Source organism: Bacillus oleivorans (assembly GCF_900207585.1).
Classification (GTDB): Bacteria; Bacillota; Bacilli; order Bacillales; family JC228; genus Bacillus_BF; species Bacillus_BF oleivorans.
In genome coordinates this window covers 41,650-55,328 of sequence record NZ_OAOP01000003.1, presented here as the reverse complement: position 1 = coordinate 55,328, position 13,679 = coordinate 41,650, and the positions used below count along the sequence as shown (strand labels likewise).

The following is a 13,679-nucleotide window of genomic DNA, read 5'->3' as shown; positions in this document are numbered from 1 at the left end:
AAAGAATAATTGAATTTGTTATGGTATCATATAGATTGTTAATTGAAACTTGCCCAAATGGTGTTTCAAAATTCATTTAAGACAATACATTAGGTACTTCTTCCCAAACCCTTAAAAATTCCTCATGTAAGCTTTTACAATTCCCATGGTTTTCTATAAATAACGGAAGTGTTAAAATTAAATTCCTATTGTTCTTTTCCTTCCCCCTTTTTATTATTAAACGAATTAACTTAACATCCGAAATACAAAAAGGCCACTTTTATTTCATAAATTCTACTACTAATAATATAATCCTCTATTTTTCATAATTTGGCCCGAATTTCCTCTATTTGTATCTTCCCCTTAGCTATTTTTGCAGAGGATTACTGTCGCATTGATAAAGCTAGACTTACCTGATAATTAAGAATGCTACTAGATATCCGACTTCTTCCCATTTTACTGGTTCAATTTGTTTTAATGAAGCCTCTACCATTGGTGTTATGATTAAACCCGGGGCAAGCTATAATTTTTCCTGAAAATCTTATAGGCAAACACACAATCCTTCGCCCGTACATACACTATCCAAAAAGCGTGGGGGTATACCTATGGAACAACATAAAGTGGCAGCTCCTCAGCCTAACCCTTCCCGTAAAAGATGGAATCTCTATGAGATGATTGGATTATTGCTTGTAATCGCTTCTCTGGCACTCTTATTATTCTCACCTCATACACTTTCTCGATTGTTCGATACCATGATTAAAGAAGTGAAACCAGTTGTTGTAGATATATTTTTGACCAGTGAAGTGGGGATTGCGATTATCGTGAGTGTCATTGTCGGAAGGATCTTGGAAAGGTTGGGATTCACGGATGGTTTGATTCGGATCTTTGTGCCGATCATGAAATGGTTCAAAATCAATCCGTCTGTTATTATTCCGAGTGTTTACAATATTCTTGGCGATATCAATGCGGCTGGAAAAATTGCAGGACCCATTCTTGTAAAAGCCAATGCTACCAAAGCTGAGCAAAAAATAGCAGTCGCCACGATGATTCAGTCGCCTCAGTCCTTTGCAACCTTTGTGTTAGGACTGATTGCCTTATCAGCCTTTGGAATCAATGCATTCCCGCTTGTGATCCTTTCCATTTTTGCTCCCTTAATTGTCGTACCGTTTATTCTTTCAAAAACGATTTATCGGGATACACGCAGGGTTGAATTGGAAGCGCTGCCACATTTCACACCCAAAACTAGATTCCTCGATACGATATTTTCATCGGCAAAAGAAGGGGCAGAACTTCTTTTTTTAATCATCATACCTGCAGTTGCGGCCGTTTTTTTCTTTATTGGAATGTTTAAGTTTATTGGAATATGGGGTCCGATCGAAACAAGTCTTTCTTCGGCTCTTTCGTTTTTAAGTATTGAACCAAGTACCGGAATTGTATCGATTCTTGCAGCGCCAACACTAGCAGTGGCTCAATTAGCTGAACTTGCCTCTAATCTTGATCCACGCTTAATTGTAGGTTCCTTTGTATTAGCGAACTCTGGTCTCCCGCTTTCTGTCATATTCGGTCAGGTTCCGGTTACCTGGGCCCAAAGCTCCGGGCTAAATGAAAGAGAAGTCCTAGAGGCAGCGATCATTGGAACGGTGCTTCGGGTGATCACGGCATGTATATTAGGTTATTTCTTAACTCCATTTTTGGTGGGATAGCGTATGGATTTAAAATATATAGTTAAAAGTAAACGGCTTGTAACGGTAAGTAAGACAGGAACTATCCATGACGGTGCAATGTCCATTGAAAATGGAAGAATCACGGCCATTGGTCCTTGGGAAACTATTAAACACGAATATCATGATTTTTTGGTCATTGATTATTCAAACCACGTGATCACGCCATCTTTAGTAGACTGTCACACTCATTTGCTTGAATTTGCTCCGACTTCGTTGTACCCAGTCACTCCTGAAACCCACTTCCATGCTGGAAAAGCGATCTTACTAACGGCTTTATCTGCAGGAATCACAGCTCTTGGTGAACAAGTGTGCGGGCATCCATTATGTGATTTTTCTGTAGAAGATTACAGAAGAATTTCTGCTGATTTTCCGATGGATATCTGCTTTGCCACTACTAGTATTTCGATAGGTTTTGAGAAATTGGCTCATTTTACTTCCTTCACAAAGTCTCAGTCTGTTAGAAAAGAAGATTTAGTCGACTCCTTGATCGTACGGAGCATTGCAATGGAAAGCGATTACCCTGGCGAAAATATTTTTATCAATGCAACGCCTGCTAACTTTACAATCGATGAAGTTCCCCGTGCAGGCGAAATCATATACTCACTTGAGGAGTTAAAACAAATCACTGAAATTTATCATGCAATGGGAAAACAGATTGGGGCTCATGTGGCGGGTGAAGAGGGGATCAAATTAGCTTTAGAGGCTCAGATTGATGTGTTGCATCATGCTCATGGAATTACGGCGGAGCTCATGAATATCGCAGCAGAACAAGGGGTGAAAGTTGTAGCAACTCCAATGGGAGGTACGCATCTTCCACCAAATTCACCAGAAGAAATTTTACGTTTAGTAGAAAAGGGAATTCCCGTTTCCATTGCAACAGATGCCTATTTACCTCCATACATGGATACCAGTTGGCTCCCTTTTACCGACCAATCACTAAGAGGACCAGACGTTTTAATGCTAATCGCATCCCCTAGTATGGTGCTCATGAAACAAAACGGATTTGATGAAAATGAAATTTTAGCTTTAATTACGGCAAACCCAGCGGAACTAATGGGTAAAGAACAGCAGTATGGGCGCTTACAACCAGGAACGGATGCTAGTTTTATAGTAAGCAATGGTGTCCCAGGATTAGAAATTACAGATGTGAAGGATATTAAGTGCGTTTATTATAAAGGGGTAAAGGTTATTGAGCGTGCTAATAGCTAACATTAAAAACAGAGATATTTTTATGGGGGCTGTCTCTGCTTTATAATGATTATTAGATATTTTCACAAAGGGGGGGAGATAATGTAACAATCCGGAATAGGGTCGCACAACAAAGAATGAGTACCACTAGTAATTGCTTCATAGAGCAAGTGACAGTGGTACTGGTTAAAAAATACTCTGCCACCTATTGTTTTATGGTTGTTAATTTTTCAAGAAGGTCAGACAATGCACAATCTGTCATAGAGGATAGTCGATAATCAACTTCAGGAAATGTTAAATGTTGGGTGGTTTCATTCGGAACAATAACACAAGTTAAACCTGCTCGTTTTGCAGCAAGAGAACCATTAGCTGAATCTTCGAAAGCAATGCATGATTTAGGTTCAACCTCTAGCTCTTTAGCAGCTAATAAGTAAAGGTCTGGGTTTGGTTTCACTTCAACCACATCGTCTGAAGTCATTATACACTCGAAATAATCCAATAAACCTAGCCTGCTTAAATGGCCCGAAACCCATTTATAATCAGAGCTTGATGCCAGACCAATTTTTAAATTCATGGCTTGTGCTTCTTTAAGATAATGTTCCACACCTGGTCGCACCTTTAATGTGTGTAACCTTGTATGCAGCTTTTCTTCGTTGATTCTTTTAAGTTCTGCACGATCAATTGGCTGTATTTCCTTTTCCAAAAGATCATATATTGAAACATCTGATTGTGTACCAATATTTTGTATCCATTCTTCAAACGGAAATTCCAAATTATAGGATTGAAACATTTCTTGAAATATGGCTGTATGAACTGATTCGGTATCCAAAATCAAACCATCAAAGTCAAAAATAACAGCTTTGTACATGTATTCACCCCTTATTACACCATTTTAGCAATCTGTTTCCAACCGCAGCTTTACGAGATCTGCGATTAAATAATAATTGGAATAATGAACAGGATTTGAACATTCATCATAAATAACTTTATCTACTAAAATTAAAGGTGTCAGTCTGCTAACCTCTAAGTGTTTTTGTAACTCCTCTGTTGGATGGACAAATTCCAATTCCTTACAAACTTTTTTAAATTTCATTTGATACTCGTCATTAATAATCTTAAAAGTAGAGCTATCTGGTTTAATTTTGGTTTCTATTGAGGGATATAGGGATGTAGGTAAGTATGCATAATCCAAACTTAAAATTTGGTTATTACGATAGACTTTCCTGATTAATTCGACGTACTCATCATATTGATTATTAAAGATTTTATTAATATGGGGTGTACCCTTTATTTTCTCCATTGAAATAATATCTTTTGTTATAATATCACTCTCTGTGGTTAAACCCTCTGTGAATCCCTGTAAATGTAATAGATGAATTTCTTTACGAGGTTTATTAACAAATGTACCTTTTCCTCGTATAATTTCAAGGATTCCTTCTTCAACCAACTCCTTAATGGCTCGGCGAATGGATATTCGGCTTGCTTGGAATATTTCACATAATTCAGCTTCTGTCGGAATACGATCTCCCGGATTCAATTGATTTGCTTCAATATATTGTTTAATTCCTGTCATAATTTCTTCATATAAATAAATGGGATCGCGGTTACTCAAAAGAATTCGCTCCTATACCTTATCATTTACCCTTATTATACATTATCTAGGGTGTTTTGATATCATTTCCATTTCTTTGGGGTAACCGAATCCACCATATGTTTGACAAGCCTTTTCAGCTGATTGTGTTCCTTTCTCGATAGCAACTTCGATATCGTCACCATTCATATAAGAAGTTAAAAATCCTGCTATTAAACTATCACCTGCACCCATTGTGTCAATAACATCAATCTCCCTCAACTTCTGCTCATACACCACTCCATTTTTGATAAAAAGCGCTGGCCTTCCACCTCTAGTCAATCCGATCACTTCAAAGCGAAAAGAAGTTAAAAATTGGATGAATCGTTCAAGTTCTTCATCTGAAAGTTCCGCAGCCGAGAAAAAAGCATAAGATATATACGGAGCTATAGACTCAATATAAGATAAATCTTTCTTGTTTGAGAAATCAAAAGCTATTTTTGACACTTGAGACAATTTAGGAAGTTCGCTTTCCATTGAGGAATAGCAGCTCACATGGCATAAATCAAATGTTTTAATATAGTCCAACTCTTCTTGAATGAGCTGAATTTTAAATTTATGCTGAACTGTATTTTTAGGGCCACCTACAAATACACGATCATTTTCTTCTGTTAATGTAACTTTTGGTTGTCCGGTAATACCAAAAACTTCACGAGAAAAATGATAATCGATCCCTTCTTGACTCAATGCATACTTAATATGACCAGCAGGCTCATCGTTGCCAAATATCCCGATATAAGCAACTTTACTAGCCCCATTCCGTTTGGCATGAACTGCTACATTGACACAATTGCCTCCAGGATAATATTTATGTTGATCCAAGTAGCAGTCCACTACGTTATCACCAATTGTTATTAGTTTCATTTGTCATCATCCTTTCACAGATCCTTCTGCAAGACCTCTAACCAAATATTTTTGTAAGAATATAAGTAAAAGAATCATGGGAACCGTTGCAATGACCATTCCTGAAAGCAATACTCCCCAGTCTGTACGAAGAGCATCTCGGAAGACCATTAATCCAGACGGAATTGTTTTTAGCTCACTAGAGTTAATAAAAACGGTTGCGAATAAGAATTCATTCCAAGCAAAATAAGCTGTTAAAATAACAGAAGTAAATAAAATAGGTACAGATAGCGGCAAATATATTCGCCAATAAATCCCGAATTCCGTACATCCATCCATTAATGCTGATTCAGATAATTCCTTAGGTACAGTTAAAAAGTAGGCACGAATCAAAATAATCGTTAAAGGTAATCGATAGGCTACATACGTCAGAATTAACGCCCAGTGTGTATCGATTAAGTTAGTTACTGTCAAAATTTCAAATAATGGGATTAAAGCAACTTGCGGATTCATCATTAAGCCACCGATTGTAAACAATAATCCCGCGTCAATCCACCGATTTTTATACCTAGATAATACGAACGCAGACATCGATCCAATGAATACGGTAAGAATAATCGTTAACCCCGTAACATAAACACTGTTAAAAAAATAGCTTGAAATCCCTTTCGACCATGCCAGTGAATAGTTTTCAAGCTTCCACTCCGTTGGTAAAGCCCAAACATTATTATAGATTTCTTGATAACCTTTAAATGATGATATAACCATCCAGAATAGTGGGTATAGAATGATACAAGCAAAGATTAGCAAACCGAGAAATAGTATATTTTTTGTAATTCGTGTTTGGACTGGGATTTTCATTTTATTAGTAACCATTGAACGTGGGGAAGTTGAATTGTTTAATTGCGTTTTAATCATGTTCTTCAATCCTCCTTCCCTGTTTTAGATACTTTGATTTGTATGAGCGCAAATACTGCAGATAATAAGAATATAAAAGTTGCTAATGCAGATGCATAGCCCATGTCATCTTTAAAAAACCCTGTTTGATACATGTGAACCGCTAATGTCATGGAACTATTTCCCGGACCGCCATTAGTGAGAATGTATGGTTCATTAAATACAAGAATAGATCCAGTCACGGTAACTAATAAATTAACAAAGGTTACTTCTTTAACTTGTGGCACAGTGATACTAAAAAATCTGCGTATTTTTCCAGCTCCGTCTATCTCTGCCGCTTCATACAATTCTTTCGGAATTTTCTGAATCGCTACAATAAATAACATCGTAATTAACCCAATACTTTGCCATTGAGACATCGCTATAACACTATAAATGGCAGAAGTTGAATCACCTAACCAAGGTTTTGCCCATTCCTCTAATCCAATTAATTCTAAGAAACTATTTAATAACCCGATTTGGGGATTATATACAAATCCAAATAATAAAGCGATTACAGAAATTGAAATCATAACTGGTATAAAATAAATAACTCTTAAAGCTGGTGCGAAGCGTCTAAAAAATTTATCCTCTAAAATGGAAGCCAGCACTAAAGCAAAAAATACCTGCAGGATCACTGAGATGATTGCATATTTAACATTGTTGATTATTGCAGTTACCGCTACCTCATCATGAAATAATTCTTTAATTTTACTTAATCCAACAAATTCTTTCGATTGGGAAAATACACTAAAGTCAAAAAAACTATTATAAAAGTTTTGAAAAAGCGGCATGTATATAAATACCCCTAAAAATAAAATGGTTGGTAACATGAATAAGATCGGTGTTATATAAGCCTTTTTAAACTTCATAACGGAAAACCCACCTTCTTTTTGAAGAATTGCCCTAACCGAATAAAATCCTAGTTAGGGCAATGCCTATCAAATATTTCTATTGGTTACGTAATTTAGCAGCTTCTTCCTGTACTTTTTTCATGATTTCTTCGGGAGTAGTTTGATCAGTTGCTAGTTCTTGACCGCCACGCATGAAAATATCAGCAATTGAAATATCTACCGCATTATCAAACCAAGGGGCTACATCTGATGCATCTAAAATAATTTGATAGGCCTCAAGACTTGTCGGATTTGAATTTTCTTCAGTTACACCGCCTTTAATAGCATTTAACTGCCCATCCGCTTTTGTAAATGCTTTAGCTGTTTCCTCTGAAGTTAAGAACTTTAAAAACTCTACAGCTTCAGGAGGTGCATTTTTACTTAACATCCATCCTTCAGGTGCACCGGTAAGTGATTCAGGTCTTCCTTTTCCATCTTCAACGGGCGGGAAATTAAAGAATCCAAATTCAACATCACCAGCATCTTGTACATATTTAACTTCTGCAAATTGCATATATAATACTGGAACTTCACCGGCAGCAAACATGTTCCGAGCTGTTTCATGATCTATAGCCGTTGAAACATCACCCATGTAAGTGGTTAACTCTTTGAAGATTTCGAGGCCTCGAATATAGCCTTGGTCTGTAAATTCACCTGTTTCAGGGGTATAGTCTTTAACTAGTACATCATGGTCTATAACTCTATCAAAAATAGTTCCCATGTAATGAGATACGGCCCAGGCATTTGTTAAACCTTCGACTAGAGGTGTTTCATAACCTGCTTCCTTCAGCTGATCTAATGTATCGATAAGTTCATCGTATGAGGTAGGTACAGCTAAATTATTTTCTTCAAATATTTTTTTGTTATAAAAGAACGCCTTACCACCAACCGTAAACGGAATTCCATAGGTAATTTCATCAAAAGTAAATCCAGCATATTGTGACTCGATAATATTACCAGACCATTCTGGATCATCCGCAATGATGTCGTTTAACTCCATAATACGACCAGAACTTACTAAGTTAGTGGCAAAAGAATCTGACCATGATGCAAAAATATCAGGCAGCTCATCATTTGAAACCAACACTCTGATCTTTTCTTTATAAGAATCATTTAAAACAGAATCTACATTAATTTTTACATGTGGATGCAGCTTCTCAAATTCTGCAATCCTTTCATCATAAAATGATTTTCTTGGTTCATTGGGCCATCGATGGAAGAAATCAATTACTACTTGATCACCATTGGAAGCATCGCCATCACTATCATTAGAGGAAGAACATGCTGCTAAAAACGAAGAACTAAGTAACACAACAAGCAAAAATCTAAGTAACTTCATTAAAACCCCTCCTCATTGAATCCCCTTATTTTATCCAAACATTAATACTCCATTTTCCACATATATCTTCTTACCGATAATGGATGACCAGTATGTTCAGCTAAACCATCAGCGTATAATCGTAAAACAGGACCGGCAAGTGCAGGGCCGAAATATTCTTTTAGGTCTTCGTCTACCCCTGTATAATCAAACTCTTTAACGTTAACCACTTCAACATTTTCACTGTATTTAGTAACAAAATCTAGAGCACGTTGATCAAGTGGTGTACTTGGTCCTTCTCCAACTACCATTAAAAATGGTACATCATAATCAGTGATTTCAAATGGACCGTGGAAATATTCGCCCGAATGAATAGCATTGGAATTGACCCAAAGCATTTCCATCAAGAGACAGCTTGTGAATGAATAAGCGTGGTGGATATACGCACCACTTGCCATTGTGTAAATGATCTTCTCACGCTTATTTTTTTTACCGAATGCGTCAGCTACATCCTTATGTTTCGCTTGATTACGTTCAATTAACTCACCTAGTTTAGATAACTGGTCAACACCACGGAGATATTTCTCTTCACCCGTAATAAGATTAAGTAATTTAAACAGTAACGTGTAATAAATACCTATTTCACAATCAATAGCATCAGAGCCATCTTTATAATTGTAATGGACAGTAAATTCTGCCTCTTGACACAACGGAGATTCAACATCCATTGAAATGGCAACAGTCAAGGCACTTTTGCTTCTTGCGTATGTAGCAGCTCCAACTGTTTCTGGAGTTGTACCAGTATGAGATTTTAGTATAACAAGACTTTTTTCACCTAATGCTTTTGGTGCACGGTGAATAAATTCATTTGATGTATAAACAAAGCTTGGCATGTCAGTATCTTTTGTAACAAAATAATCTCCAAATGATAGCGCTGCCATTGATCCGCCACATGCAACAAAGAAAATATTTTCAATATCTTTCCCTTTAACAGCCTCGATTACCTTTTGAATTTGTTCTACATGTACTTGTTTCATTACCTTAATCCTCCCTTCCATTTATATTTTTGTTTGCTGCAAAAGTTGGTAGTCATCATGTAACCTCCTCATTTTCTATGATGTCGTATAACATCATGTTTAAAACAATAATATGTCATATGACGTCATACGTCAATAGTTTATTGTGAATTTTCTAATTATTTTTATTTTTAAGTTTTAAGTGGGTGGTGGAAATATTCATTTTTAAAACTAACCCGCAGAACTAATGGGTAAAGGACAGCAGTATGGGCGCTTACAGCCAGGAATGGATGCTAGTTTTATAGTGTCTCCCTGGGTTAGAGATTACAAATGTGAAAGATATAAAGTGCGTCTATTATAAAGGGGGTAAAGTTATTGATCGTAGAAATAGATAACTTTAAAAGCAGAGACATTATTATGAGGTATGTCTCTGCTTTATAATGTTATTAGATATTTTTACAAAGGGGTGTAATTAATGAAACAACACGGAGTAGGGTTAGTCGGGTTAGGTAAATTAGGTACCGCGATGATGACGCATTGGAATAAAAACCATATAAAAATCGGAATATACCATCCCTCAAAAGCCAAAGTACAGGATTTTGTTGAGCAATTTCCAAATAGTTATAGTCTTACAGAGAATGAATTAAGGTATTTAGATATCTTACTATTAGCCTTGCCTGCCCCGAATGTTATTCCTTTTATTTCTCAAACTTATACCAAAGAGAATCCCCCCTCTACCAAAATCATCAATATGGCAACTGCTCTTGATACGAAGGAAATTAAATCAAAATTCCCCTCTCTAAATGTGTTAGGCGTGAAATATATGGGACACGCAAGAGATTTAATGGAACATGGCAATGGCTTATTCATTACAGAGTACACCTTACCTGAGCAAATAGAGGACCTCTTTCAATTTCTTGGGGAGATAAAAAACGATCATGAAAGTTGTTTAACGGAAGTAAACAAGCTGGCAACCTATTTAGCCGTACAGGCTGCTATCAATATTGAAAGTGAATTTGCAAAAAAAGGTTATTCACCTGAATACGTCAACAGAGCTTTAACCTCCATTGCTCCTGAAGTAATTCGAGGGTACTGTGAGGGTAGTCTTGGACATTTTGCGAAGGAAATCGTTAAAGAAATTAAAGGGGAAGTATAATACAAAGATACGGTTCACCGTAGTTATAAAGATGCAAAAAAGGGCATTGGTACAACTGCAAGTACCAATGCCTTTTTTGGTTTAATCTTCATTATTTTAAATTAAGGTCGAACCGATCCGCATTCATGACCTTGACCCAAGCAGATATAAAGTCATGCACAAATTTCTCTTTGTTATCGTCTTGAGCATAGACTTCGGCAATGGCACGCAGTTGGGAATTGGAACCAAAGATTAGATCAACTCTAGTTGCCGTACGCACTACTTCGCCTGTCTTGCGGTCACGCCCTTCATATACGCCGTCCTCTGCAGGCTTCCATTCTACTCCCATGTCAAGTAAGTTTACAAAAAAGTCGTTCGTAAGTGTACCTACACGATCAGTGAATACGCCGTGCCCAGTTCCGCCGTAGTTAGTGCCTAATACACGCATACCGCCAATCAATACAGTCATTTCAGGTGCCGTAAGATTTAATAGTTGCGCCTTGTCTACTAAGAGCTCTTCTGGACTTACACTATACTCTTTCTTCTGATAGTTACGGAAACCATCTGCAACAGGCTCTAGCACTGCAAAGCTTTCTACATCCGTTTGCTCCTCAGTGGCATCTCCTCGTCCTGGAGCAAAAGGAACCGTTACATCAAAGCCAGCGTCTTGGGCAGCTTTTTCAATTGCGGCACTTCCGCCAAGCACAATCAAATCAGCGATGCTGACTTTCTTATCTAGATGTTTTTGAATGTCTTCCAGTACTTGAAGTACTTTTGAAAGCTGTTCAGGCTGATTCACTTCCCAATCCTTCTGTGGGGCAAGTCGAATACGGGCACCATTAGCGCCGCCGCGCATATCTGAACCACGGAAGGTACTGGCTGAAGCCCAAGCTGTTGTCACTAGCTCGCTGATTGTAAGACCAGAGTCTAGGATTAATACCTTTATTTTTTCTACCTCTTCATCTGTTAGTTCAAAACGGGCAGCTGGTACAGGGTCTTGCCAGACAAGCTCTTCTTCTGGAACTTCTGGACCCAAATATCTTGAACGTGGCCCCATATCACGGTGTAGTAATTTGAACCATGCACGAGCAAATGCATCAGCAAACTCTTCTGGATTCTGATGGAAACGGCGGGAAATCTTTTCGTATATAGGATCTTCACGCATTGCCATATCTGCAGTCGTCATTATTGTTGGAACACGAACGGATGGATCCTCTGCATCAGGAGCAAGATGGTTCTCAAGCGGATTTACTGGAGTCCACTGATGTGCACCTGCAGGGCTCTTTGTAAGCTCCCATTCATATCCAAATAGTAAATCAAAGTAACCATTATCCCACTGTGTCGGGTTCGGAGTCCAAGCACCTTCAATCCCACTCGTAATGGTGTCACGCCCTTTACCAGTGCCGTGTGTGCTAAGCCAACCTAAGCCTTGCGCTTCTATAGGAGCAGCTTCTGGCTCAGGACCAACATGAGCAGCATCTCCTGCGCCATGTGCCTTACCAAAAGTATGACCTCCAGCCGTTAATGCTACTGTTTCTTCATCGTTCATTCCCATCCGTGCAAAGGTTTCACGAATGTCACGAGCGCTTGCAAGAGGATCTGGGTTTCCATTTGGACCTTCTGGGTTCACATAGATAAGGCCCATTTGAACAGCAGCAAGCGGGTTCTCAAGCTCGCGATCACCTGTGTAACGGTTATCACCTAGCATTTCAGTTTCAGCACCCCAGTAGATGTCTTCTTCTGGATGCCAAATGTCAGCACGTCCGCCTCCAAAACCAAATGTCTTGCCGCCCATTGATTCAATCGCAACATTACCTGTTAGTAGAAGCAGGTCAGCCCAAGAGATCTTATTCCCATACTTTTGCTTAATCGGCCATAGCAACCTGCGTGCTTTATCAAGGTTGCCATTGTCAGCCCAGCTGTTCAATGGTGCAAAACGTTGTGCACCAGTTCCACCGCCACCACGTCCGTCACCTGTACGATATGTACCTGCGGCGTGCCAAGCCATGCGAATAAAGAATGGACCATAATGTCCATAGTCAGCCGGCCACCAATCTTGACTGTCTGTCATTAGATTGTGAAGATCCTGTTTAAGAGCATAGTAGTCTAGCTTTTTAAATTCTTCAGCATAATTAAAGTCTTCTCCCATAGGGTTAGACTTTCTGTCATGCTGATGTAGAATGTTCAGGTTCAACTGGTTTGGCCACCAGTCCTTATTCGTCGTCCCACTCGATTTTTGACTAGTCGCACTCCCATGCATGACCGGACATTTTCCAACGTTTGCTGTTTGTTTAGAATCCACTAATTTTTACCCCTTTCCGTGTAAATAAAGTAGTCTCATAAGCTTACAAACTGGATAACAATAAATTACTTTGTTGCTATCTATCATTATAATAAATCCATTCATGATATGAAAGAATAATGGGCTATCTCTTATTTATTCGAAAAATAATGACGATTGAAGTTCTGTTAACTAGCCCACAATTTAAAAAGGCACTTAGCAATAGTAGTAAGTACCTTTTTAAACTTTACTTTTATTCCGCCACTTCCGTCATCGAACTAAACGAATTTATTATACTGTCTTTTTAGCTCAAATAACCTATTTACCGAACGATTTTCAGTAGGTCAAGACGACCACCTTCTTCGCTTGATTGAGAAATATATTGATTTCTCGTTTCTTCTTGAAAAAGTTAATTCTTTTATAGTGAGGATAATGGCAGCCCATCTGAGCTTCGCTGTCTCAAAAGAGCTGCATGGGCTTCGCTACTGCCGGTTACGAGGATTGAAGAACGCAAGTGAACAGTCTCTCCTTTCGGCAGCCTGCCAAAATATAAAAAAGATTGCAACACACTTATCAAGGTTAGAAAATGCGTGTTGCAATCCTTAAGGTTGATTTGCCTCCCTGCTGATTGGAGCGGAGGGCACTCGACTCATTTCCACTCCTTATTAAAATCTATATTGTAGCAGTGGAAAGTGGGATAGAGAGGTCACGGGAGACCCTGCAGGCGCCAAAGCGC

The 13,679-nt window shown here is 38.3% G+C and carries 11 protein-coding genes and 1 pseudogene; 4 read left to right on the top strand and 8 right to left on the bottom strand.

Annotated elements, in window-relative coordinates; all coding sequences use genetic code 11:
• Positions 1–584 precede the first annotated feature (584 nt).
• Both CRO56_RS07535 and CRO56_RS07530 read left to right on the top strand, forming a co-directional pair.
• Positions 585–1,682, top strand: coding sequence for a hypothetical protein (locus tag CRO56_RS07535; RefSeq protein ID WP_097158009.1), 1,098 nt, complete (start codon positions 585–587; stop codon positions 1,680–1,682).
• Positions 1,683–1,685: 3 nt separating this feature from the next.
• Positions 1,686–2,912 (top strand): amidohydrolase family protein, encoded by a 1,227-nt coding sequence (locus CRO56_RS07530; protein WP_097158008.1) that lies wholly within the window; start codon positions 1,686–1,688, stop codon positions 2,910–2,912.
• 184 nt (positions 2,913–3,096) lie between these two features.
• Here CRO56_RS07530 and CRO56_RS07525 read toward each other — a convergent pair whose 3' ends face one another.
• From CRO56_RS07525 to CRO56_RS07495, 7 genes are all read right to left on the bottom strand, one after another.
• On the bottom strand, positions 3,097–3,759 hold the full coding sequence (locus CRO56_RS07525; protein WP_097158007.1) for an HAD family hydrolase: 663 nt from the start codon (positions 3,757–3,759) through the stop codon (positions 3,097–3,099).
• Between the two features lie 24 nt (positions 3,760–3,783).
• On the bottom strand, positions 3,784–4,503 hold the full coding sequence (locus CRO56_RS07520; protein ID WP_097158006.1) for a GntR family transcriptional regulator: 720 nt from the start codon (positions 4,501–4,503) through the stop codon (positions 3,784–3,786).
• Positions 4,504–4,545: 42 nt separating this feature from the next.
• Entirely contained in the window at positions 4,546–5,385 is an 840-nt protein-coding gene (locus CRO56_RS07515; protein WP_097158005.1) for a PfkB family carbohydrate kinase, read from the bottom strand.
• 6 nt (positions 5,386–5,391) lie between these two features.
• A complete protein-coding gene (locus CRO56_RS07510; protein ID WP_425427187.1) occupies positions 5,392–6,279 on the bottom strand; it encodes a carbohydrate ABC transporter permease in 888 nt (295 codons plus the stop codon).
• A gap of 8 nt (positions 6,280–6,287) precedes the next feature.
• A complete protein-coding gene (locus tag CRO56_RS07505) occupies positions 6,288–7,172 on the bottom strand; it encodes a carbohydrate ABC transporter permease (RefSeq protein WP_097158004.1) in 885 nt (294 codons plus the stop codon).
• 79 nt (positions 7,173–7,251) lie between these two features.
• Positions 7,252–8,532, bottom strand: coding sequence for an ABC transporter substrate-binding protein (locus tag CRO56_RS07500; RefSeq protein ID WP_097158003.1), 1,281 nt, complete (start codon positions 8,530–8,532; stop codon positions 7,252–7,254).
• Between the two features lie 41 nt (positions 8,533–8,573).
• Positions 8,574–9,548: an SIS domain-containing protein gene (locus CRO56_RS07495; RefSeq protein ID WP_097158002.1), complete on the bottom strand. Its 975-nt coding sequence runs from the start codon at positions 9,546–9,548 to the stop codon at positions 8,574–8,576.
• A gap of 454 nt (positions 9,549–10,002) precedes the next feature.
• On the opposite strand from CRO56_RS07495, the gene CRO56_RS07490 reads away from it, so the two are divergent.
• Entirely contained in the window at positions 10,003–10,683 is a 681-nt protein-coding gene (locus CRO56_RS07490) for an NAD(P)-binding domain-containing protein (protein ID WP_097158001.1), read from the top strand.
• A gap of 91 nt (positions 10,684–10,774) precedes the next feature.
• Here the strand turns inward: CRO56_RS07490 and katG are convergent, their stop codons facing one another.
• Positions 10,775–12,964 (bottom strand): catalase/peroxidase HPI, encoded by a 2,190-nt coding sequence (gene katG / locus CRO56_RS07485; RefSeq protein ID WP_097158000.1) that lies wholly within the window; start codon positions 12,962–12,964, stop codon positions 10,775–10,777.
• Positions 12,965–13,390: 426 nt separating this feature from the next.
• On the opposite strand from katG, the pseudogene CRO56_RS22815 reads away from it, so the two are divergent.
• Positions 13,391–13,549 (top strand): annotated as a pseudogene (locus CRO56_RS22815) (transposase); the annotation flags it as partial.
• Between the last annotated feature and the right edge of the window lie 130 nt (positions 13,550–13,679).